Source organism: Peristeroidobacter agariperforans (assembly GCF_004138335.1).
GTDB classification, from domain to species: Bacteria; Pseudomonadota; Gammaproteobacteria; order Steroidobacterales; family Steroidobacteraceae; genus Steroidobacter; species Steroidobacter agariperforans.
In genome coordinates this window covers 2,494,135-2,516,759 of sequence record NZ_RYFW01000001.1, presented here as the reverse complement: position 1 = coordinate 2,516,759, position 22,625 = coordinate 2,494,135, and the positions used below count along the sequence as shown (strand labels likewise).

General features: G+C 60.0%; 18 protein-coding genes. 1 reads left to right on the top strand and 17 read right to left on the bottom strand.

Features of this window, described 5'->3' with window-relative positions; genetic code table 11:
• Positions 1-423 precede the first annotated feature (423 nt).
• The 16 genes from EK373_RS10955 to EK373_RS10880 all read right to left on the bottom strand — a co-directional run bounded on the left by EK373_RS10955 (position 424) and on the right by EK373_RS10880 (position 20,488).
• Complete coding sequence (locus tag EK373_RS10955) at positions 424-1,362, bottom strand: hypothetical protein (RefSeq protein ID WP_129642689.1); 939 nt, start codon at positions 1,360-1,362, stop codon at positions 424-426.
• A complete protein-coding gene (locus EK373_RS10950; protein WP_198683218.1) occupies positions 1,362-3,107 on the bottom strand; it encodes an AAA family ATPase in 1,746 nt (581 codons plus the stop codon). The genes EK373_RS10955 and EK373_RS10950 overlap by 1 nt, the downstream gene beginning before the upstream one ends.
• Positions 3,101-4,225 (bottom strand): restriction endonuclease subunit S domain-containing protein, encoded by a 1,125-nt coding sequence (locus EK373_RS10945; protein ID WP_129642687.1) that lies wholly within the window; start codon positions 4,223-4,225, stop codon positions 3,101-3,103. The genes EK373_RS10950 and EK373_RS10945 overlap by 7 nt, the downstream gene beginning before the upstream one ends.
• Entirely contained in the window at positions 4,222-5,730 is a 1,509-nt protein-coding gene (locus EK373_RS10940) for a type I restriction-modification system subunit M (protein WP_129642686.1), read from the bottom strand. Before EK373_RS10940 ends, EK373_RS10945 begins: the two co-directional genes overlap by 4 nt.
• Positions 5,727-9,188, bottom strand: coding sequence for a DEAD/DEAH box helicase family protein (locus EK373_RS10935; protein ID WP_129642685.1), 3,462 nt, complete (start codon positions 9,186-9,188; stop codon positions 5,727-5,729). The genes EK373_RS10940 and EK373_RS10935 overlap by 4 nt, the downstream gene beginning before the upstream one ends.
• A gap of 16 nt (positions 9,189-9,204) precedes the next feature.
• Positions 9,205-10,698 carry a sigma-54 interaction domain-containing protein gene (locus EK373_RS10930; protein WP_198683216.1) on the bottom strand — a complete coding sequence of 498 codons (1,494 nt, stop codon included), beginning with the start codon at positions 10,696-10,698 and terminating at the stop codon, positions 9,205-9,207.
• 665 nt (positions 10,699-11,363) lie between these two features.
• Positions 11,364-11,852 (bottom strand): restriction endonuclease, encoded by a 489-nt coding sequence (locus EK373_RS10925; protein ID WP_129642683.1) that lies wholly within the window; start codon positions 11,850-11,852, stop codon positions 11,364-11,366.
• Between the two features lie 523 nt (positions 11,853-12,375).
• Positions 12,376-12,807: a helix-turn-helix domain-containing protein gene (locus tag EK373_RS10920; protein WP_269813412.1), complete on the bottom strand. Its 432-nt coding sequence runs from the start codon at positions 12,805-12,807 to the stop codon at positions 12,376-12,378.
• A gap of 18 nt (positions 12,808-12,825) precedes the next feature.
• Positions 12,826-13,125 carry a hypothetical protein gene (locus tag EK373_RS10915; RefSeq protein WP_129642681.1) on the bottom strand — a complete coding sequence of 100 codons (300 nt, stop codon included), beginning with the start codon at positions 13,123-13,125 and terminating at the stop codon, positions 12,826-12,828.
• Between the two features lie 6 nt (positions 13,126-13,131).
• Entirely contained in the window at positions 13,132-13,479 is a 348-nt protein-coding gene (locus EK373_RS10910) for a hypothetical protein (protein ID WP_129642680.1), read from the bottom strand.
• 578 nt (positions 13,480-14,057) lie between these two features.
• A complete protein-coding gene (locus EK373_RS10905; protein WP_129642679.1) occupies positions 14,058-14,543 on the bottom strand; it encodes a DUF6998 domain-containing protein in 486 nt (161 codons plus the stop codon).
• Between the two features lie 130 nt (positions 14,544-14,673).
• Complete coding sequence (locus tag EK373_RS10900) at positions 14,674-15,177, bottom strand: hypothetical protein (RefSeq protein ID WP_129642678.1); 504 nt, start codon at positions 15,175-15,177, stop codon at positions 14,674-14,676.
• A 4-nt stretch (positions 15,178-15,181) separates the two neighbouring features.
• The gene (locus tag EK373_RS10895; protein WP_198683215.1) at positions 15,182-16,756 is read right to left on the bottom strand and encodes an N-6 DNA methylase; all 1,575 of its coding nucleotides are present in this window, start codon (positions 16,754-16,756) and stop codon (positions 15,182-15,184) included.
• Between the two features lie 657 nt (positions 16,757-17,413).
• Positions 17,414-18,274, bottom strand: a complete 861-nt coding sequence (locus EK373_RS10890; RefSeq protein ID WP_157994318.1) for a relaxase/mobilization nuclease domain-containing protein — start codon at positions 18,272-18,274, stop codon at positions 17,414-17,416.
• A gap of 118 nt (positions 18,275-18,392) precedes the next feature.
• Positions 18,393-18,944 carry a plasmid mobilization relaxosome protein MobC gene (gene mobC / locus EK373_RS10885; protein WP_129642675.1) on the bottom strand — a complete coding sequence of 184 codons (552 nt, stop codon included), beginning with the start codon at positions 18,942-18,944 and terminating at the stop codon, positions 18,393-18,395.
• A 746-nt stretch (positions 18,945-19,690) separates the two neighbouring features.
• Positions 19,691-20,488 (bottom strand): DNA methyltransferase, encoded by a 798-nt coding sequence (locus EK373_RS10880; protein ID WP_129642674.1) that lies wholly within the window; start codon positions 20,486-20,488, stop codon positions 19,691-19,693.
• A 283-nt stretch (positions 20,489-20,771) separates the two neighbouring features.
• Here EK373_RS10880 and EK373_RS10875 point away from each other — a divergent pair, with 283 nt between their 5' ends.
• Positions 20,772-21,353, top strand: a complete 582-nt coding sequence (locus EK373_RS10875; protein ID WP_129642673.1) for a PIN domain-containing protein — start codon at positions 20,772-20,774, stop codon at positions 21,351-21,353.
• A 93-nt stretch (positions 21,354-21,446) separates the two neighbouring features.
• Here EK373_RS10875 and EK373_RS10870 read toward each other — a convergent pair whose 3' ends face one another.
• Positions 21,447-22,394, bottom strand: a complete 948-nt coding sequence (locus tag EK373_RS10870) for a PIN domain-containing protein (RefSeq protein WP_129642672.1) — start codon at positions 22,392-22,394, stop codon at positions 21,447-21,449.
• Positions 22,395-22,625 lie beyond the last annotated feature (231 nt).

The window sequence follows — 22,625 nt, the reverse complement described above, 5'->3', positions numbered from 1 at the left end:
ATCGGCGCGTTCGGAGGGCATCCGCAGCCCAGGACAACTGTAATCACCCGCCACGGCCTCCCATCTGACCCATCTTCCTACTTCCGCAACTGCGGCGCGCTGCCGGCATTGCCGCTGTTCTTGTTGTGGTCCTCCGGCACGTCGAGGATTCGACACAGGAGTCGTGCCTGATATGAGATGCTTGGCTGCTGGCCATAGGTTGGCTAATACCGTAGCCGCACTCCTCAGCGGGTACATGCAAACAAAAGGGCTCGCGCTCGGACGGCGCAAATCGATCCCGTAAGGCAGATAGACAACTGCGCCGAGCTCAACCTGACGGTACTGTGCGTGGTCTGCGGCCGGTCGAATCGACCGCTCTATTCGCTGAGCAATAGACACGGGCCAGCACTTCCACCGAAGAGGCACCGAGCCTATCGATCGCCGTCAGGTACCTCTCACGGTGAATTTATGGCGCGGCTGGCGATGCGCAGGATCGAACTCTCGCTGCACCGAGTCGCGATCATTCCGGCCGAGTCGCGTCCATGTGGTCTGCGTGTTGGGCGCCGTGGTTGTTCCGAAACCGTGCGGGAGACTAAGCCCAATGAGGTCCGTGATTAAGTACCGGTCGTGGAAGTCGTCCCATAAGAATACGTCCACCGAGATGCCAGCCGCCTTAGCCACGGCTTGGATGGACGGTTGCAGCGCCGCGACCACCTCCTTCACCTTAGGGCGCTTGTCGTTGCCGCCGCCGTACCATGCCACGCGATGTATTTCGACGAGAGGCTTCATTGAGCGGGCTTGGAGACTCACCAAGATCTTGATCAGGTCACCGTACTGGTGATGATCGGTGAAGTCGATAAACGGATCGATGAAGGTTAGCGAGTTCGCGTGTTGCAGGACCGAAGCGAGCGCCGCTTGGTACTCCGTGAGCGTACGGCCCAGGCGCAGCGACGGACTGCGAGCTATCCACCAGGGCGCACTCGTCAGGCGGTTCACCGAGCTCACAGTGTCGTTGCCGGCATGTGGCGCCGCCGTCGTTTCGGTTGCGATCACGCCGGCGAGCGGTCGTGATGCATGACTGCCGAGCGCCTCTAGGCACCACTCGGCATCTGTCTGGGGTGCCGTCGCTTGCGTCGCATTCACGAGCACGCTTCGGTTCTGCGCGCGCAACTTCTTGAGAAGTTCCTTGCCTCGCTGGTGCCACGGGCGCGAGGAATCCTCGAATATCTTTGCCCATTCGCCGCTACGCAGGTTCCGCACGAGGCCCTCGTGCAGGAGCACATCCTTGAGCGCCTGAAGGTACAGCCCGCATACCTCTTCGCTGTTGTAAGCCGCACTGTCGAAGACGTCCGGTGTGATCGCGTACTCGGCGAGCAGGGCCATCAGAGCACCTCCCGCAGACCCTCTTCGAAGAAGCCGCCCGGCCAGGCCTTCACGAGTTCGCCGCGTTCATTGAGCGGCATCTTGCGTGTGATGCTTCGCTCGCTGTCCTTCTCGACCAGAACGACGGACACGTCTGCTGGCGCAATCGGCCGCAAGCCCTCAGCAACCGTACCTTCGTGCGTCTCACGCATGCGCCGCATCACGCGGAGCAGGAGGTGTTCGCTGTGAGTTTCGACGAGGGTGATGCGTCGCTGCCCTTCGCGACCTGCGCCGTCGAGGAGCAGGTCTCCCAGCCCGACCTGCACTGCTGGGTGCACATGGATCTCGGGCTGTTCGACGAGCGTGAGACCGCCACGTCCTTCGATGGCCGCCACGACTATAGGGATGAGCTGCGAGATACCGGCGCCTACTTCGGAGGGGAGTACGAAGGAGCCCGCACCGGTGTCGAGGAGGAGCCGTCGGACGGTCCGATCGACGTGACCATCGGACAGCTCTTCGGCGTCCGCGCCTCCGTCGAACAATTGCTGGACCACGACCTGGCAGCCGGCGCCGAGTTTTCGAAGCCACGTATTAGTGCGCTCGATGAGCGTGAGCCGGTCGGCAAGGAGCAGGTCCCAGGAGGCAAGGCCGTCAGCCCAGCTCGTGATGCGGCCCGCGCGCTCGTAGAGAAAACCTCGCGGCGGGATCGTGCGCAGCGGGCCGATGTACTGGGCGCCGCGCAAGAAGCTCGCAAGCTGAGATGTTGTGCCAAGAACTACCATCTCGAGGAAGGTGCGAACTTCGCGAGCCGCGCGCTCGCGAAGTTCGATCGATGCCTTCAATGAAGCGATCTGCTGCTTCGTCTCTTCCGACGGCGGCCTGAGGCTCAGCGAGATGAGCTCTTCCTTGTCACCCTCGATGTCGCCTGCCACCACTACTCGAAGAGGTTCATTTGGAGCGGGAAGCGCAGAGGTGCGCCCGCGAGCGAGCGCGAACACGGGTAGAAATCGTCCGTCTCCGAAGCCGCTCCCATCAACGAGTCCTGCGCCCGCTCCGCTGCTACTGCCGTATTCGCCGTCTTCTATCCCGAGCGCGCGATGGAGCACTTCCTCTGGAATGGCGATCTGCTCCCACGTCTCGGTAACCTCTGAAGGCGCATGCTTCGCCGAGACCGGCTGCTGCGAACCATCCACCTCGATCGTCATCGCGCCGGATAGCTCGCGAGTCTGCCTGGGCAAGACTGGGTGGCCGAGATTCACGCGAGCATGCAGCGGTTCGCCGTCGCGCAGCGTAGCTCCGCTTTCGAGCCACACGAGCGGCTCCACATCGCCGTTCACGCCGAACACGACACGTTTGACGATGGGGCCGCGAAAGCTCGTGGTCGTGACGAAGCGAATGGTCAGCTCCAACCATGCGCTGTCCACGTCGTCGTCGAGGTCGGGGAACGGGAAGTCGGTGAGGTCGCGCCCGAAGCGCTCGAGACCTGCGGGCGTGGCAAACTCTGCTCGCAGAACGATGGCGCGCTCCGTTTCGTGCTTGTGGACGAGACGAGCGAAGCCGCCGAGCTCCAGAACGTTGCCGCCCAGCTCGGTTCGGTCAACGTCGGCCTCGCCACGCTCGATGAGCTCGTGTAGGTACACGAGCGCTTGCAGGATGCTGCTCTTGCCGGCGCTATTAGCACCGAAGAGCAACGTCAGCGGCGCGAACTCGATGCGTTGACGAGCGGAGATGCCCTTGAAGTTCTCGATTTCGAGAGAGGTCAGCACGGGCCCTCCAGCGAACCGGAGAACGAGCGGGCGACGAGGGAATTGAAGAGGTCTTGGGAGAATTGTAGCGAGGCAGCGAGGCGCTCCTGGGCCCTCACGACCTTCCAACGAAGCTCTGCGAACTCCTGCTGCCGCCGCAGTGGTGGCAACGGGAGCGGAAAGTCTAGGATGGTGGCCTGGTTAATAAACGGTAAGTCCAGCCGCATCACTGATTCTCGCAGCGGAGAGCTTTGAAGCGCCGTAGTTACGTACACGGGGTCCAGAAGATCAGGCCGGTTGATCGTGACGACGATGGCGTTATCGGTAACCCACGCCGGCCCCTCCGTCATTCGCGTGATGCCGCACTGCTGTCCGACACGACCAACCACAACCACCGGGTCGTTGTACAAGGCCTTGGTGGCCCACCCATTGATGCCATTTCCACCATAGATCGGGATGCCAGTCTCCATTTCGGCCAACACCGGTTTGCTGGACTTCCCGCTTGCAGCGGAAAGGAAAGGCCGAAGAGGCGCAAACGGCCAAGGAGATCGTTTCGCGCGAATGTCGCCGAACATCTCCAAAAACGTCGAGCACAGCAGTTCCTCGGCGAGCGCAATGGCCTCCTTGCACTTGCGACGGATGGCGTCGGCCTTGTCGAGGATGTCGGCGATGCGGCGCTGTTCTTTCGGCGACGGAACCGGCATCAGCATTCGCGCTACGTCTTTGGGGTAAAGATGAATTCCTTTGACGAGATCGCGCAACCGACGACGGGTCCCGGCTGACCGAATCCAATAGTGCACGAAGCGGGCGTCGGCACCGGTTGGTCGGACGATGAGCCATTCGCCAGTTGCGAGGGTGTTCTCTACGCCCTCGAGCGCGAGCGCGATCTTCGACGCAACGTAGTCTGCATTGTGAGCCGCGTTCAGGATCAACGTGTCGCCACGACGAACCAAGCGCTCCCTGAACTGCTCAGCGAAGCTTGAATCAACGAACGACTCGTGGCAACCACGAAACTGACCGTCTTCGTCGATGTCGCGGATTTTGAGCACGGGGTGGCCTGCGGTTCGTTGGTCGCCCTTGGCCGGTGTCTTCCCGTTGAACACCTGAGCTACGCGACCGAGTTCGACAACGCTCATCATAGCATCGCCTCCAACTCGCTCAGGTCCTTAGCGATCTCCGATTCAAGGGCACGAAGCTTGGCGACAATTTTCTTCGGCGGGTCGTACTCGACAGCTTCGTGCTTCGCTTCTTTGTAACGATTGATCGACAGGTCAAAGCTCTTCCTTTCGATCTCCTCCACCGGCACCATGAAGTGCTTCGCCGTGCGGTCGATGTCTTTCTTTGCGCTGCGCTTCCGCCAGCGCTCGAGTGCATCGGGCAAGTCGTTCTCGCCGACCGGATCGCGCTTGTCGTCGAGCGAGTAGCCGTCGGCGTCGACGTCGTAGAAGAAGACGTGATCCGTCTTACCACCCTTAGTGAACACGAGGATGGCGGTGGATACGCCCGCGTAGGGCTTGAACACGCCCGAGGGCAGCGCGAACACTGCCTCGAGCTGGTTGTCCTTTACCAGCAGCTCTCGGAGCGCCGCGTGAGCCTTCGACGAGCCGAAGAGTACGCCGTCCGGAACGATGGTAGCGCTGCGGCCGCCCTTTTTAAGCATGCGTAGGATGAGCGCCAGGAACAGCAGCTCGGTCTTCTTTGTCTTCACCGCTTGCGTGAGCGTTGGATGAACGTCGCCCTCGTCGAGGCTGCCCTTGAAGGGCGGGTTCGCCAGGATGACGTCGAGCCCGCCGGTCGCCTGCTTACTGAACTTCTCCGGGAACGAATTCGAGAGCGTGTCCTGATAGTGGATGTCTGGGTTGTCGACGCCGTGGAGCATCAGGTTCATCGACGCGATGCGGAGCATGGTCGCGTCGAAGTCGAAGCCATGAAACATCCCGTTCTGGATGTGGTCACGATAGGGCTCGAGGAGATCGCCCGTGAAGATGGCCTCCCCATTCTCTCCCCTCAGCTTGCCTTTCGACGAGGTATGGGTCTCGAGGAGGTACTGCATCACTCCCACGAGGAAACCCGCCGTGCCGCACGCCGGGTCACCGATCGTCTCAGTGGGCTTTGGCTCGAGCAGCTCGACCATAAAGCGGATGATGTGGCGTGGCGTTCGAAACTGGCCGTTGATGCCGGCCGTCGTCAGCTTGCTAAGCAGGTACTCGTAGAGATCGCCCTTGGCGTCGCCGTCGGTGATCGGCAGCTTGTCAATCATGTTCACGGCCGAGACCAAGAGGCTCGGCTTGTGCACCATGAGCTGCGCGTCCTGCATGTACTCGGCGAAAGTAGTGCCTCCGTTGAGCTTGCGGAAGTGTGGGAACACCTCGTCGCGCACCACGCGCAGGAGCTCGCCCGCGTCCTTCTGCTTGAAGTTCTTCCAGCGACGCGGGTCGTTCGGGCCATTGAACCGACCCCTGAATGGCTTCTTTGTGCGTGCAGCGCGCCGCTCGCCGGTTGTCTCCATGACGTCGAGCAGCCGCGCGAACATAAGAAATGAGATCTGCTCAATGACTGTGAGGGGATTGGTTATGCCGCCGGTCCAGAACTCGGTCCAGAGCTTGTCGATATCGCCTTTCTGTTGTGTCGTCAGTGTGCTCATAGTGCTTGACTCGCGGGCGGGAAGTCCCTCGAGGTCGCCCGCTGGGGTTCGAAGACGCTCAGGATGGCAAGAAGCTCATCGACGTCTCCAGGATTAGTGAAGATACCGTCCATGCTTTCTGCGTGGAGGGTCGTGAACGGGGGCTCGTACAGACGCTCAAGCTCGATGCCGCCGTTCTGTGCAATGTAGTTCTGCAAGACCTGCAGAAACCGCAGCTGCTGCGAGGATAGCCGCGGGTGCTTGTGAACGAAGTCCGTGAATGCCTGCTCCACCGCCGCCGCAGCGAGCCCCACCAATCCACGAAAGACCGTGAGCAGCGACCGCCGTGTTTCCGGGTCGTGCCCAGCTAGGTGCTTAACGTTGGCCTTATCGTCGATCTGCAACACTAGCTTGGCCAGCTCTTCGAGCTCGCGCTCCTGCACGGGCTTGCCTTCGCGAATGTGCTGCAAGATGACGTTGTTCGAAAAGTGCTCCTTAAGCACACGCTCGACGCGCGAGCGGTATTCGACGAGGTCGAGCCCCTCAAGGCGCGGGATATATGCCTCCGCGATGTGGCCATCGTCAGTCACGTCGAAGACCTGCGGCGCCACGCGCGTGGTGGTAGGAAGCTGCTGGTACTTCATCACCGAGCGAAGCTCCCTCCTGAGGCCTTCGAGGTGGTTGACCTCCACGCTCGACCAGAAGTCCTTGCTGCGAACCTGTTTGATGGCGTCGGCCTTAGCTTTCACTGGCTGCAGGTTCTTACTTAGTAGCTCCACGGCCTCTTCGACACGACCTTTCAGGTCCTGCACCTTGGGCGCGCTCGGTCCGCCTTTGAGCAGCTCCACTTGGAGGCGCGTCATCAATAGGTCGAAGCGGTACGCGTCCTCGTCGCCGCGGATGCTGCGGAGATATTGTAGTGGGGCGACGATCGATAGCAGGTCGGCCTTGGTGGCAGCGGCGAAGTGGTGGATGCGATCAGCGTCCGCGAGCTGTTCCAGCTCTTTCCACTTGTCTCGCGCGTCGATTGCGTTCGTGTCTCGCACCGCGCGGATGTCGCCGAGCACTTGCTGTTGGGCAATCCCGATGGCGGCCTCGTCCATCTTGTCAATAGCCGTCTGGAGCAGCTCCACACGTGCCTCGAAGAGGTGCTGGAGCAGCGACTTCTGCGGGGCTGGCTGCGCCTCCTTGTACTTTTCGTCAAAGAACCAGAAATTCTGCCAGTGGTCGAAAATGAGGAACTCTGTCTTGTCTTTGCCCGGCCCGAATAGGTCTTTGCGCAGGCGTGTGCCACGGCCGATCATCTGCCAGAACTTCACATACGACTTGATCGGCTTGGCGAAGACGAGGTTCACCACCTCGGGCACGTCGATGCCGGTGTCGAGCATGTCGACCGAGATGGCGATGGTCAGCTCGCTCTCGACATTCTTGAAGTCGTCGATGAGCTGATCGGCCTTGGGCTCCTGGTTGTCGATGACGCGGCAGAAGGTCGAGCCGTACTGCGGATATAGCTCACTGAAAACCTCGGCGAGGTGCACCGCATGCAGGTGGTTGCGCGCGAAGACAATGGTTTTGCCGACATGCTGGCCCGTCGCCTCGCGGAGGCCGCCCTCCATCAGCGACCGCCAGATGGCGCGCGTGGTGTCCTTGTTGAAGAAGTACTTGTCGAGGTCTCCACTGTCGTAGTCGACGGACTGCGCTTGCGGGTCCTGGTCTTCGAGCTCTGCGCGCTGCGCCTCGCTCATCTGTGAGTAGCGGAAGCCGTCGCGCGAGAACTTGGTGCTCACCTGCATCACGCGGAATGGCACGAGGTGGGGCGGCTTGGATTCGATCGCCTGCTGGAAGTCGAATGCTGACGTCGGGTCACCGTTCTCACAGGCGAACAGGTCGTAGGTGTTACGTTCGATGAACTTCACCGGCGTCGCAGTGAGGCCGACCTCGAGTGCATCGAAGTACTGGAAGAGCGAGCGGAACTTCTTGTAGATGCTGCGGTGGGACTCGTCGGCGATGATCAGATCGAAGAAGCCGACGTCGAAGGCCTCGTAGGCTTTCATCATTGCCGGGTACGTCGCGAGGTAGATGCGCTTGTCGCGATCGTTGGCGGTCGAAGCGTCAACGATCACGCGCGGTTCGCCCGGCAAGAACTCTTTGAAGACGCGGTCAGCCTGGCGACGCAGCTCCTTGCGATCGCAGAGGAAGAGGATCCGCTTAACCCAACCCGCGCGCATCAGCACGTCACACAGCGAGATGGCGACGCGCGTCTTGCCAGTGCCAGTGGCTTGCACGACGAGCGCCTTGCGAAAGTTGCGCTCGAATCGCTCGGTGACGCGCTTCACCGCTTCGAGCTGATACATGCGGTTCGCAATGGCGAGGTTCGGCTCAACGTGGGCAAGGACCTTCTTACCGTGCCGCTGATGGACGAGGTACTCAAGACTGTCCTTTGAGTAGAAGCCGTAGACCTTGCGGTACGGATCCTTCTGCGCGTCGTCCCACAAGAAAATGTCAACGCCGTTAGTAAAGAAGATGACCGGGCGCATGCCGGTTTCTCTCTCGAGGGCGTCGGCATACTGGCGGGCCTGCTCGCCGCCTTGGCGCGCATCTTTGGCGGTCTTCTTCGCCTCGATGACCGCTAGCGGTTTGCCGTCGTCGCCGTAGAGCACGTAATCGGCGAAGCCGTCACCGGTGGGCGTGGGTAGCCCCTTGAGCTTCATCTCTTGCTTAACCTGCTCGGTGTTCGCACCGAGCGCACCGACATTCCAGCCCGCCGCGAGGAGCTGTTGGTCGATGAGACGGCGTCGCGTGAGTTCCTCGTTGAAGTGGAGGAACGAAGCGACCTTCTGGCCTTCGTTCTTCAACTTTTCGAGTTCGGTGGCGTGCTCCGTCGCTGCACGTTCGGCATCGAGACGCTTTTTGGTCTCGGCGTCCAGCGCGGCGAGCACCGACTCGTACTTCGCCTCTGCAAGGCGAAGCTTCTCGAGAGCATCCCGCGCCTTAACGGTGCTCGCAGCTTCCGGCGGTGGAGCAACGAACTTGGGAACAGCGTCGAGCTTGCCACCGTCGATCTGCACATGAAACCAGCGCGCGATATCGAACAGCTGCGCGAGGCACTCGAGCGAGAGCTGACTCGTAATCGGCCGCCGAGGATGAGCGGCGTGGTTCCCCGCCTTGCGCACTGCATGGAGTTTGTTCTGGACAACCTCGGGAACGGCCTGGCGGAATGAGGTCTCATTCATCAAATCGTTGAGGTTGTCGGAGAACGGTGGGCGCAGCCGATAGCGAACGTAGATCTCCGCCACTGCATGCTCGACGAAGCTGCGCTGCTTGATCAGCGAGCTTGCGGGGTCTTCGTGCGCGTAGCGCTCGGCAAAACCTGCGAGGTCAGCCAGAACCGCACGGCCCGCCCGGAGGAACTCGAAGTTCTCGGACTTCATGTGCGGTACGTTCTCCTTAGTGACGTTGGCGAGCATGCCGAAGTCCATTTCAAGGTTCGTGCCATCAGCTCTGCACCTCGTACTTGGCGAGCCAGTTTGAGAGGGTCTGGTAGCTGGGCAGCCCCACGAGCTCCGCGGCCTTCGTCTTGTTACCGTGCGCTTCGTCGATTGCTCGCCCGAGGTAATGGCGTGCCACTTCTTTCAAGAGATCCGGGAGGTTGAGACCTCCGCCGAGTGGGCGCCCGAGGACTTCCTGCTTCGACGCTGAAGGGCTCACCGGGAGGAGTGCTTCGCGCACATCTTCTGAGGAGATCACGGCCGCGTCACTCCAGATGGCCGCTCGCCGCAGGGTGTTTAAGAGCTCGCGAACGTTGCCCGGCCAAGGATGGGACAAAAGAAGGTTCCTTGCGCCAGCAGAAAGCTTCTTCTCCTTGAAACCAGGTTCGGCACCCAACTCCAGGTTCACCTGCCCTAATAGATGGTCGATCAGCACACCGAGGTCACCCGACCTCTCTCGAAGTGGTGGGATCTGCAGGACGGCGACGGCAAGCCGATAGAAGAGGTCCTCGCGGAAGCGACCGGAGGCAATCTCTTCGGTGAGCGTGCGGTTCGTGGCGGCAACGATCCGAACGTCCACCTTGGTGGACTTACTGGAACCCAGCCGTACGACCTCGCCCTCTTGAATGGCGCGCAGCAGCTTCACCTGGGCGGGCCCTGGAAGTTCGCCCAGCTCGTCGAGGAAGAGTGTGCCGCCATCCGCCGCCTCGAAGTGCCCCTTGCGCTGTTGGACGGCTCCCGTGAACGCCCCCTTCTCGTGGCCGAACAGCTCGGACTCTACGAGATCAGCCGGGATCGCCCCGCAGTTCACGGCGATGAAGGTCCGGTCCCGGCGTGGGCTTGCGCGGTGAATGGCGCGCGCGAGCATCTCCTTGCCCGTCCCCGACTCGCCTTCAATCAGTACCGGGACGTTGCGGATGGCAACGCGCCGGGCGCGCTCGACCAACCGAGCCATGACGCGGCTCTTGTGAATGACATCGACAAACTCGGGGGTTTCCGGAGGTTCAGCGCCGCTTATTTTGCGCAAGCGTTCGTCCGGCGCGCGCAGTAGGTCGGGCAAAAACTCCGCGGAGAGATCGAAGGGCACCGAGGCGGTGCGCACGCCGTGTTCTCGCGACGACTCAATTAGCTCAGCGGGGAAGCGCGTCTTGCCAAGGATAATCCACACCGCTGCCATCGCGGGCGTGCCAGGGCTCAGATGCATCGCAAGCTCGGTCTTGCCACGCCGCTCACCGAGGGCGTGCTCGATGCCGCGGACAGCGGCTTCGTAGATCTCGCCAAACTGCGTCGGCCCCGAGAGTTTTTCCGCGAGCGCCTCGATACGCACCGATGACCGCCCACGCAGCCACCTCAAGTAGGGCTGGACCAGCTCGTATTCGTAGTCGGAGAGCAGGAAGGCCTCGTCGAAGGGCCGCTGCTCGATGGCTTGCGCGATCGGACCCAATCCCACGAGCTCGCCCTCGGCGGGAGCCCGGAGGTCGGTCTTCCCGATCCATGCCATGAGGACCTTACGCATCCAGGCAGAATATAAAACTTCTTATCTACTAACAAGGAGACTTGTATGCGACAGATCAGCATGACAATGACAGCGCACATCGGCATATGGAAGCATGGAGTGATGTTCATCTCTGCAGAGCCGGGCGGATGAGCGCAACCGTTAGATCCGCGAGGTTGCCGAAGATAATCACAGGATGCGCTCACTAAGCTGCCGGCGATCGCGAGCGAGTTGCTCAATGCTCGATCCTTAACGCGGACTAATTGGTGGTCGCGATGAGTTAGTCCACTCGAACCGCATTTGCTTCGTCTCGCCGCCTGCGGTGGTCGATGACCCGGTCCTCAACCGAATGATTCCACAACCACTTCCCAACGCTCCGGGATTCTCCCGGTCCAGCAAATTCAACAGTGGCAGGACCTCTATCCGCGATCTCTCAGCGATGCCTCTTCCCTCGAAATGGTCATGCCGGATCTGGGTGCTGACTAATTGGCAAGCCGAAGCCATCGTCCTCTAGGCCGGTCAGTATACGCGCTTCAGCGGCACGAGCTGTTTCGAGTCAGAATCAGCTGGTCATATGCTCGCGCTTCCGTCTCTTCGAGAAGGTCGCTGGTATACGACCGCCTCGTCGTCTTCACTTCCTCGTTGATTACCGTTGACTCCAAGACTTACGCCTAAGCGGGGCCACGTTTGAGAACGGCTAACACCTCATTGGTCGCGGAACTCGGGACTTGAAACAGGGTAAGCGTCGACCGGAGGGAGTTCTTCGTCTGCGTACTTAGATCGTCGCGATCAACCTCGCCTAGCCACTTGACCTTGCGAAGCAATGCAACCCCGCGATCTTGCGGATCCAACTTAGCAACGAAGTCGCCTGTGACTTTGCCGATCGCGTATTTGCGAGCCGTTGGGTCGTACGTTATGCAGAAGTCGTCGATCGTGATTTCATTTATGAAGCGCCACACCTGAGAGGCGCCCGAAATGATTGTGCCCTGCTTTAAGTCCGGCCGGACTCGCGCGTAGATTTCTGCCAGCTCCTTCCTGGACATTCCGGGTTGCGCATTTATTAGCTCCGCCCAGCCTATCGCGATAATTCCGCGGTCCTGAAATGCATCGTAGAGGCGACCGCCATCACCCCTAGCCATCCACATCTTCTTGTTTGTCATTGCGACGATTCTGACGAATCCGCCAGTGCAAGCTTATTGATCTGGCTAGCAAGATAGGCGGAATCGTGGGAGATGTCGACCTAGGAAGTGGCGCTCCGATATGGCGAGGAACTCCTCGAGTGCGCATTCGCCACCGCCGCCCCGACATGTATGCCAATCGGCGTTGTGGGCTTGCACTGGCCGCAGATCGAACGCCTTGGCTGGATGGAGCCCGAGGAAGCCGAGCTAAACACGGCGCACGTTTGAGGCTGGCCGAGACGCACTTTCGGCCACATAATGCCCCTCAGAAACATTGCCCGCGACTCCGCTCTCGGCAAGCGAAGTGTCCGACTCCTGACGTAACCCTCTACTTGAATCTGACCCGCCGGGCGATCGCAGATAGAGCACATATGGAGTCACCCCGACCGCTCAAAACATCCAAGATTATTCTCAGCTAGTTGCCGGGGTGCCGGAGAATTCTGGTCGGAGTCCCGGCGGGTGTTCGGCGTTTCCGTCGCGACCTGCGCAACTGGCACCCGTCAGCTCAGTTCCGCGCCTGTGGCGCCCTGCTGGCGTTGCCTCTGTTCTTATTCTGCTCCTCGAGCACATCGAGGATCCGGACGACGAAGCGCTGCTGCGTTTTGGACAGCGCCTGGAGGCGCTCCGCGTGGCGCATCGCTCTCGGCGAAAGCCGTCGCTTGTGCACTGGCTCTGGCGCGAAGCCGAGGAACTGGTCGATGTTTAGGCGGAACAGCCTCGCGAGCCGTTGAAGGATGAGGACGGAAATCCGCCTGTCCCCGATTTCGTAAGCGAACACCGCCTGCTGAGACACACCGAGCGCGCGTGCCAGCTCCGCTTGCGTCATACCTCGTGACTTGCGCAGCTGCGTGACGCGCTTTCCGAGCGCGGCGAAATAAGCACGACTTTCTTTCTTGATCTGCGGCGACTTCGGTGATGCGGGTTGCGTGTCGCTCACGTGCGCGCCCTGCCCGCTCTACGTCAAACTTCCGGAGTCCGCGCCGCCCGATCCCTTGCTCGGTGGCGGGCCGAACTCGCCAGCCTTAAAGCGCCTGACGATCTTCTCGAGCGCATCGACTGACTCTGCGATCAGCCTCGCGATGACCTGGGCCACGTCGGCGTGCATTGTTCCATCATCGTCATCGGAATACAGCAAGACGTCGTACAGAACCCTCGCCATCCCTTGAATCTGCATGAGGTTGGCGCGTTCCGCTTCGATGAGTTCTTCGAGAGAGCGGCCGGCGGGAAGTGCTTCGTATGTTTCCTTCTCCGCCATGAGTTGTTACCTCTTGCGGAGCGGTGAACTGCACAACCGCTCGATGGCTTCTGCGCCGCCGATCAGGCGTTCGTGGAGAGCCGCCTGTCCTTCGTGACATTGCTGAGCCGCGTCGCGAAGGCCGTCGGCGGCGAAGAGCGCTTCGGCGACGTCGTCGTTCGCTTCGCCGGCGCTTGAGCTTGGGAAGAACTTGCTACGGGTTAGAAGGATCGCGTGTATCAGCAGGCGGGTGCGACGGAGTAATGCCATGTCACCCTGGGATCGGCACCATGCCTCGGTCTGCCGCACGCTCGCCAGCAGCGCGTTGAGGCCCATGCTGAGGACGACCATGTCTTCGCGGCTGGCGCGAGTCATGGCGCGTACCTTGTGCGGGGCGCGCTACTGCATGAACTGGGCTGGTCGGAACGATTGTTGGAAGCTACTAGCGAGTACTTTCGAACGCATTCTCGCCACTGATTCATGGCCGCGCCCCGCCTGATGAAGTTCGGTGGAGCACGGCGAAGCCGTTTGTTCTGTTAGGTACACGCGCACATACCCGCGCAAGCGCCGGGTGCGCCATAATGAAGGAAGCCATAACTGCCTCTTGGTAGGCGTTGTGGTTAGGCCCTCGTTGGTGTTGGTAGCACCGACGGGGGCCGCCCTCGGGCGGATCACTGGCCGCGGGATGACACTATTCCGATCGCGCGTTGGAGTCCAGACAATCAGCGTCAGTTGGCACAACGCAGGAACATGCAACAAAAGCCGGGCGTAAGTGGTTGCTGCTCCCGCAGGTCTGCATAAACTCCAAGTTCTAGCGATCAACGTCACTTCCGCTTCCGGCCCGGCCAGCAGCGGACATAGCGTGGCAGTCGCGATCGAAGAAGTCGGACCTGAAAGTCTTCCCCGAGGCCCCGGCCCCGATGCGCGCGGAACTCTGCGTAGCCCTCGGCGACTCAGTGCTGTACCTGGCGCAGGCGTTCGGAGATGTCTTCCACGCCCGCAAGCCTCCATACGCTGTCACGGAGAACGAATTTCCAGCCATTCGTGTGCTTCACGAATACTGCGTGCTCTTTCACCACTTCAAAAGGTATCAGTGCTGCGCGCATCACCGAGAAGTCCTCATTGAACAGGACGCCGGCTAAGAAATCGAAATGCGCGCTTTCCAGATTGCGTATCGCGCTCAACTGTCGCGATCCATTGTGCGGGGTTATGCGCCGACACTTGACTTCAATCTTACGCCCCTGAGGATCAACACCGTCGTAGCCTGCGGTAGAGGCCGTGTTGAGCGTCAACGACAGAGCCTTTGCGACAAGTCCCTCTGCGATGTCTGCGCCAGGACCGTTTGACGACCGGACGAGATCGCGTCTCCGCATCTCCGCCATAAGCTCGGCGTACAGTTTGAGCAGGTGGCGATTCGACAGGCATTTCAAATCGTTCATGGTTACCGCTCCCAAACGGTGGAACCGCAAGAGACAGAAATCTCGAGCCGCTTTGCGCGAGCTACCTTTAAGCCGAGTATCTCAGGCGGTTGGACATTCCTTGAGCGGACGCGGGATTGCAGTCGGGCATCTAGAAAAGAATACTCCATTGGGGATAAAAACCCCTCGCCTTAGCCAATACCTCTTGCAGCGTCAGTTCTCTGTGCTGCCCACTGATCACATTGACGAACACGAATCGGAACTGCTTCTTGAGACTCTGCGCAACGAGCAGCTCCGCCGTCGTGAGCGCGAAGAAGTACTTGTTGAAGTCCGCCCCGATTGACCTCCTATTCGTTGATTTGATCTCGTAGAGGATCAGCGAGTCGAGCTCCCGTTCGATCGACTCCTGATCGTCGAGATCGACCTTCACTGCATCGCGAATCCTCACGACGTCATACGCCTTGCCATAGACGACGCATCCGCGCTTAGCGAACGCGATCACGATCTTCTTCTTCTGAGCAGCCGTCGGCGTTATATAGCCGAGTTTCAGGCGAGTCAGTATCTGGACCGCACGCCTTGCCGTGGTGTTCCCCTGGCGAAGGGCAGGGATCAGATCGCCCGCCGCATCCGGAGCGGTTGTTCGCTTCCGTGCCATGGATTCAGCTTCCTGTCCGCTCGGTTCGCAGTGAAGTGCCCAGCGCCCTTGCCAGGCAGGCGAGAAGATCCTCGCCGGTCTTGCGTGCCTCGGCTGCAACACTTCTTTGAACCTTCAGCGAGGGCAACGGCATTTGGAGTGACAGAACGTTCTCCTTCCTCAGATTCGGATACACGCTTCGCTGCGCTCTCATCTGGAGCAGCTGCTGGCACGACGCCGAGTGGATATAGGCGACTAGAAAATCTGGGTCCAGTGTCGACGGATCCGTTCTGACCACATAGATCCCGATGCAGGCGATCGCAGGTTGCTCGAGCATGTTGAATACGACCGCTTTGCCGATCGTGCCGGAGCGCGATACCAGCACATCGCCCGCTTCCAAAAGACACTCGGCAGAACCTTTCACCTTGTCGGGCAGAAACCAGAGCGTCGGCTCTTTCATCTGACAATTGCCGTAATCCGAGATTCGCAGATACCCGATCGACTCTGCGGGCCGGGCTCCCGACTCAAGACACTTGTTCTTCACGTAGAGCCCGACGCGCAAGCACGCATGTCGTTCGAGCAGAACGATACGCTGCTGCGCGCCCAGCAGCTTGCCGAGCTCTGTGTCGAGCCAACTCGGCCGCTTGAGCGCCTGCCGGCTCAGCTCGATCTTCCATCGCTTGGCGGAGAGCTGCGTCCGGTCGAGAAATTCGAATTCGCAGGGGACGCCATCGCCCACGCCCTCGACGCGAGTGTGAAAAAGGTGGCTGATCACCTGAGGCTCCGCGGCTCTTTCAAATCGCACGGCGGGCTCGCGGGCGCTGTCCAGCGCCGAGGCATCGATGATCTGAATCGCACCCTCCGCTCCGTGATAAGCGAGGCTGAGAATCGCCGCCCGGACCTTCGGAGCCTCAGGAAATATTCCCAGCGGTAGCAGAATGACTGTGTCGAGAATCCCTCGTTCGATAAGCCAGCGCCGGAGCGGCGCAGCGGATTCGCGCGTAAGAAAGCCCGCCGGCACGATGATCGCGGCGCGGCTGCCAGGGCGCAGTGTTTTCACGATGCTTTCGAGGAAAAAAGCTTCCGGCGCGCTGACGCTCGTGGCATCGCCGCCGCTGCGCTGGCGAATAGCTCGCGCCATTGTGCGCCCAAACGGGGGATTGGTTAGCACGAACTCGAATGGCTTCGTTGCCAGACCGGAGTCTGCTTCATCGTCGTCCTCGCTGAGGACGTAGCGCGTCAGCCCGACCAGGAACTCGTGATTGTTGAGACGAGCATCGTAGGGAAGATCGCGCTCCTGATTCTTCCCGTCGATCACAACAGATGCCATGTGCTCGGCGACGCGTGCCAGGAAGAGCTCCGTGCTCATCGATGTGTCGGCGCCCCGGATGGCGCAGTTCGGCCCTGAAACGTCACGAACCAGTTTGCGCACCCATTCTCGTGGAGTGAAGAACTGCCGCCCTCTATTCCCCAGCTCAGCGCCGACGGCGTCGAACAGCTGAAGAAGTCGGGAAGGCGTGGCTTTCTCATCCTCGTGAGGAGTGAATGAATAACTGACGTATTCGACGTCAGCCGCTCGCAGGCGGGCCACGCTAGACACGGCTTCTCCGAGAATCTTAAGTGCGCCCGCATGGCGCGAACCCGATGCCTGGGCGGCCCGAGACAGCATTACACCGAGTTTCTCCAGTTGCGGCCTCAATGACTCCGGGCCGTACCAGTTCTGGGGGTCAAGATTCGAGAAGAGAGCGGTGGCGAGATCCGCTCTCTCAGGTTCTCCATTGTGCGCCGTTGGGTGGAGGTCCAGTGCTTCCCGCTTCTCACTTGCCCACTCAAGCAGCAGCATGACGCAGAACAGTTCACGCATCCGCGTCGTCGAGACTCTGCGGCTCTCGAGCCCTGAAATGAGCTGTTGGACCAGTGACTCGTGCTTCGCACGTTTGGACGATGCTGAAGATCCGGGCAAGTGCAGCTGCTCCGTCATTCGATAAGGATCTTGTCGCACGGCGAAAATCTCAGGGATAGATCTTTCTTTGCCCGAGCAAGTCAATTCGAGCTTTCGCCTTGAGGTTTCCTGGGTGGCGATGCTACTCATGCTAGGCGCGGCTGTCATCACCCAACTAGGGACGAACGACTTGCCTCTTGCGAGAGCGAACGCCCGCCTCGGGCCGATAGCGGCCCCGCATCGCCATTCCTGCGGACATAAATTTAGCCTAATCCTCGATGATCGGAACATCCACGTTCGCCTTGAAGCTCTCACCTAGCGAAGGAGCGATCTATCCTTCTCACGCTGCTGACCCACTAGCGCCATTAGCTCATGCGCCAACCTCTCCTTCTCAGTGCGCGCGGGCGGCATTTGGTTGACGAATCGCGCAACATCGTTGGCAAGCTGATGCTGCCCCTCGACGACCAAAAGATTCCGCACGGTTTTCCATCCGCGCAGGACTTCAATTCTGGATCGCTGGAGCTGAGCGGCACCGGATCTATCTAGGGATCCTGCTTTCAGCTCGCGCACGACATCGCCCAGTCGCGCGGCCATGTGCGACGACTCGCCCCTCTGAGCTGCTCTGAAAATGGAGTCCAACTTCGGCGTCCGACTTTGCCCACGAACATGTCGTTCCGTGGCGTTCGCCTCAACGCCATGCGCTCGAAGCTGACATGCAAACTCCTGCCTCCAATGTCGCAGAGTCGCCTTGCGAATATTGAGCCGTACGCCATCTTCGCCGAGCGCTTTTACGACCACATGCACATGCGGGTGCGGCTCATCCGTATGCAACACCATCGCGTATCGATGTTTGAGTCCAAACTCCTCACGAGCGAAGTCGCGGACGGCTGCTAGTACCTTCTGTGGCGGCGTGCCCGCCGGCATGGAGAAGATCAGCCTGTGAACAAGCTTCGGCGGCTTTCGCCGATTCATCGCGAACAGGTCGAGCCGCTTGCGATCCTCCTCTAGATCCAAGTCCCAATCGTCGACCAGATGCCGACCTACTCCCCGACCGGTCAAGCGCTGGCCGTCGTCGGTCTCGATCTCCAGCTCGCCTCGCCTGCCAATGTAGCTGAAGTGAGCATTGACGCCTCGACCCGTGGTCGAACCCCCACCGCCCGTGACCTTGACCACCACTTCGGGCGCTCGCGAGACCGTCCGGTGGATCTGTGCGATCTGAGCGGGCGTCAGCGCAATCCGAGCGCCCGGACCTGCACGGCCATAGCTGATGATGTCGAGGATCGGCCGACCGGCCTCAAGTCTGATCGTTCGCATGGCCTGCCTCCCAACTCCTGGTGTTGGCTTTGATCAGCCCCTTGATGTGAGCGCGCATCGCTTCGCATACCTTGAGCATCATTTGCACAACCTGCCCGCCGGGGGAGACCGAGCCCGGTCGCTGGTGTGCCAGACGAGCCAGCTGGTTGAGGTTTCTACCGATCGCACTGAGCTCGGCGACAGAGCGCTTGAGCTCCATCAGCTCCGCCTTGGGAAGCGGCGACAGCGTCCGCAGATGGGCGCGCACCAGGACGGAGACGTACGTAGCCGCCGGCATCTGCCGAGCTGCTGCCCTTTCTGCCAGTAACAACTGATCGTCCGGGTGCAGTCGGACACACAGCCGAGCGCCTCGCAGGCGTCGCTCTGGCGACTTCAGAACATCGGCATCGTTCACGCCGCCGGTGTGTACGGCCATATCGACGAGCCGTTTCAGCAACGCCGACTCGGTCATCTGCTGCTGTTCCGCAAGGCTGCGGAACCGGGCTTTCGACTCCGGGGAGACGCGAGCAGCGATGACGTGCGTGATTCCCATGCACCAGAGTGTAAACAAAAGCAGCCGCAGGCCAATCCTGCAATTGGCCGCTTTGTTGATCGAAACTCAAACATTCGCAGTCACTGATTCCAGCGGAGTGCGTGGCAGTTCGAGGAGGAAGAGTTCGACCGTTGGCGATATTTGCTATTTTTATTGAGGTCAGTGATCTTTGGCCTCGGGCGCGTGTGCTTTATGGTGAGACTGAGACTTCGGTGCGCATGAGGTCTCGAATATATCGCCGGGTGTGCTCGGCCGTTAGTGGGCGTACTGTCTTGCATCCAAATGCAGACGACGCGACGCCTGTGTATCGATCACCCAGAACGCTCCTCTCGATCTTGGCCCACCACCCCGCCGGATGCCTGCATCACCGGCCACACTAGGAGCCGCTCGCGCGAGGGAGAGACCCTGCCCAGTCACGAAGACAGCTGCGGACTCGTTCTCGCATCGTGGCCGACGGGCGCTGTCCAGGCGATGCCCATCTCTACGGGTCCAGTTGTGGGCTGGGCGGCGGCAGGAAGCCGTCCGCAGGCGGCTCTGTCTCGCTTTCCCACAAGCTCACCCGATCTCACCGTCCTTATTCGTCACGGCGTCGGAAGACTATCGAAGCAGCGCGCGAGACGACTCGCCTGGAGCACGCAATCTGATCTGCCGGCAGAGACGTGGATGGTGAAGACGACGCCAACATATAAAACGGTCGCGCGACAACTTGCGACGGCACGCGACCGTTTGGGATAGCCACCTATCCGTCACAAGCCATACTCCGCGCGTGCACGTTCGACGAATCGAGCGACGCCCTCTTGGCCTTGCCCGCGCAGCCACCGGATAAAAGCATCAACCTCGAGCGGTGGTAGTTCCCGGTTGTCGTGCCCAAGTGCCGCCGTCACTCCTTGGGAGTGAGACAACCGACGTTGCACATTCGCAAGCCGCTCGCGGGCTACGCGGCAGTAATCGCGCTCCAGCTCAACGCCAAGGTAGCGTCGACCATTCAAGGCAGCGGCCACTAGGGTGCTACCGGAGCCAGCGAAGGGATCGAGGACCAGTTGCCCAGGCTGCGAGAAGGCTTCGATGAGCGGCGTCAGAATCTTCACCGCCTTCTGCGTCGGATGATCCTGATTGCCCGAGTACACCCAGGGCTGGATGTCATCAATTGGCTGCCCCGGCACCTTTGGGGATCCCTTGGCCAGCACGTACGCCTGTTCATGGCGGTAGTGGAGATAGCGTGTGCGCGACGCGTAGTCCTTGGCCCAAACGATGTGACCGATCGGCCGAAACCCAGCGCGGCGCCAGGCTCGGAAGAATGCATCCACCTGGCCCCAACCGTAGAAGGAGATGCAGATGCTGTTGGGCTTCAGAACTCGGTACAGATCTGTAAATGCACCCAGAATGCGATTCGGATCATCGTCGTTCGCAATCGTCCGACCTTTGCTGTCTTGATAGCGGACACCGTAGGGCGGATCGGTTACCACGAGATCGACGAAAGAATCCGGCAACCGCCGCAGTACGCGAGTGCAATCACCCTGAAGAACTTCGTTGACCGGGAACATGATGGCATCTCCATTGGCATCGGCGGGTTTGCCGATGCGCTCTCCCGATCACGGCGCGCGGAGCGGTCAAGCGAAGACCGGCGGGACCGTCGAATAAATGGAGGGGACCCGCGTCCGCGGGGAGGCGGCCGTTTATGCGGCGAAAGCCCGCCGGGCTTTGCTTGACGGCGAGCACACCGTGATAGCATGGAGAGCAAGGCAAACCATCCCGCCTTCCTGCTTCCTAATCGTTAGACCAAAACAAACAAGCGACAACTGAAATGAAATCTGGAGTTGCACAGCAATGGGTGATCGAGTCCTCCTGATCGATCTGGAGAATGTTCAGAAGTTCCATCTCTCCGCACTTCCCGGCGATGTTCGCGTGCTAGTGTTCTACGGCGCGGCGCAGACGAAGCTGCCGGATGAGTTGGTCATACAGGCACAGCCACTAGGGACACGGCTCGCATGGATCAGGATTTCAGGCAACGGACCGAACGCACTCGACTTCCATATTGCGTATTATCTCGGGCTAGAGCTGACCCATCGACCTACTTCCGACTGCACGGTGCTCTCTAAGGACACTGGCTTCGATCCATTGATTCGACATCTCGTCGAACTCGGGCATAGGTGTCGTCGAGCAAACTCACTGAGGTCAGCATTCCCCAGAGCGGCGATCCCTCCGGAACCCGAGCAGGATAATTTCGGGCGATTGATATCTCTCCTGACCAAGGAGAAAGCTCGCCCGACCAGGCGCAAGGGGCTCGCGAATAAAGTTAAATCCTGGTTTCCCAAACTAGGCGACGACGTCCGATTGGCCCTAGTGCAACGGCTATTCGAGGAAGCTCATGTGCGCGAACTGGATGGGGCACTTACGTACGCCATTTGACGCATCAATCAAGGCGTACGTTGAGGAGTTCCGGCCGCGTCAGAGAGGAATTCTTTTCCGAATCCGCGCTAACTGCCATGAGTCGACTGTGATTCAATTCGGTGGAAATCCTGCGCGCGAGACTTCCACCATTTCGCTGGTGGCGCTCATTGGCCCCTCCCCCAGCTGCTTAAAAACCTTGTCCAAACTCTCTTGCGCAATACCCGCCTCTCGATGAGCGTGTGCTGCGGCATCCATAATCATGCTAAAGATTGGGGGCGCAGAGGAACGCAAAGCACCGAAGGCGAGCTCTAGACCTGAGCTGATTTTCTTTCGGGCGCCGGGGTGCAACATGAGAAGGATTGCACCCATGACGATCGAAGCCTTCACCCAATCTGGCGCTCTAGCGATCGATTGACCCAGATTTTTAACTCCAGAAATTATCTGGCCGATCACGTGGAAGCCGAGCAAGCCCAGCGTGATTCCCCCAACCTTTATATTCCACTCAATTGCCGCTGCGCGAGAGTAATCTCTTAATGAGAACACGCAGTCGATGGATATCCTCTTGCCGCCCATTTGAGAGATGTGCCGATCGTTACTTAGAACTCCTTTCGCGCCAACGGCTTCCGCCAGAGCAAGAAACACAGCGTCGTCAGGATCTACCCCAGCCCTATATGGCCGAATTCGGTCCTCATCAGGATCCAGCACGTTCAGATGCTTTTGGTAAGCGGCCCAGCCTTCCAGCATTCGACTTCGGTCGATATCTTCCTCAGCTGAGAATCGGTCGATGTGCCGACCGACCTCTTCATACAGCTGGCTTGGCACATAAACCTCCAACGTGCCGGACTCCACAACTTCCAGCAACGCGGTACGAGCCACCGGCGACTTGCGTTTAGTTGCCAACCAACGTACATCTCGCAGAATTATATTGGCGTCCACCACTAGGCGCATCTTGAAGATACGACCGAGAAAGCCCATCTCTTTCCACAGTTCGATGATCCTTCGGAGCTCCACAAGCTTGTCCGATGGAACGAAGTAGGAAGTTGCATCGTGCTTCTGCATCCGTGTTACGCAACTCTCTGTTTGTTACGGAGCGATATAGCGGCTGCGCCGCGCGCTACTCTGCTGTTCGCGCCACGCCCTGAAAAGCCACCTGTTTCATTGTTAAAGCACGGCTTCTCGCAGGGAGATTGCTAGATCACCGTTAGTCTTGCTGTCGTTTCCAGCCACAATCACCGCTGCGCTGTGCGCCTCATCGTGGCACATCACCATTATCCCAAACTCACGCCATTC

Coding starts and splice junctions, on each gene's coding strand:
- EK373_RS10955 (WP_129642689.1), bottom strand. CDS start 1,362: ATGGCCCTGCTCGCCGAGTACGCGATCACACCGGACGTCTTCGACAGT.
- EK373_RS10945 (WP_129642687.1), bottom strand. CDS start 4,225: ATGATGAGCGTTGTCGAACTCGGTCGCGTAGCTCAGGTGTTCAACGGG.
- EK373_RS10940 (WP_129642686.1), bottom strand. CDS start 5,730: ATGAGCACACTGACGACACAACAGAAAGGCGATATCGACAAGCTCTGG.
- EK373_RS10935 (WP_129642685.1), bottom strand. CDS start 9,188: ATGGACTTCGGCATGCTCGCCAACGTCACTAAGGAGAACGTACCGCAC.
- EK373_RS10930 (WP_198683216.1), bottom strand. CDS start 10,698: ATGGCATGGATCGGGAAGACCGACCTCCGGGCTCCCGCCGAGGGCGAG.
- EK373_RS10925 (WP_129642683.1), bottom strand. CDS start 11,852: ATGACAAACAAGAAGATGTGGATGGCTAGGGGTGATGGCGGTCGCCTC.
- EK373_RS10915 (WP_129642681.1), bottom strand. CDS start 13,125: ATGGCGGAGAAGGAAACATACGAAGCACTTCCCGCCGGCCGCTCTCTC.
- EK373_RS10910 (WP_129642680.1), bottom strand. CDS start 13,479: ATGACTCGCGCCAGCCGCGAAGACATGGTCGTCCTCAGCATGGGCCTC.
- EK373_RS10905 (WP_129642679.1), bottom strand. CDS start 14,543: ATGAACGATTTGAAATGCCTGTCGAATCGCCACCTGCTCAAACTGTAC.
- EK373_RS10900 (WP_129642678.1), bottom strand. CDS start 15,177: ATGGCACGGAAGCGAACAACCGCTCCGGATGCGGCGGGCGATCTGATC.
- mobC (WP_129642675.1), bottom strand. CDS start 18,944: ATGGGAATCACGCACGTCATCGCTGCTCGCGTCTCCCCGGAGTCGAAA.
- EK373_RS10880 (WP_129642674.1), bottom strand. CDS start 20,488: ATGTTCCCGGTCAACGAAGTTCTTCAGGGTGATTGCACTCGCGTACTG.
- EK373_RS10875 (WP_129642673.1), top strand. CDS start 20,772: ATGGGTGATCGAGTCCTCCTGATCGATCTGGAGAATGTTCAGAAGTTC.
- EK373_RS10870 (WP_129642672.1), bottom strand. CDS start 22,394: ATGCAGAAGCACGATGCAACTTCCTACTTCGTTCCATCGGACAAGCTT.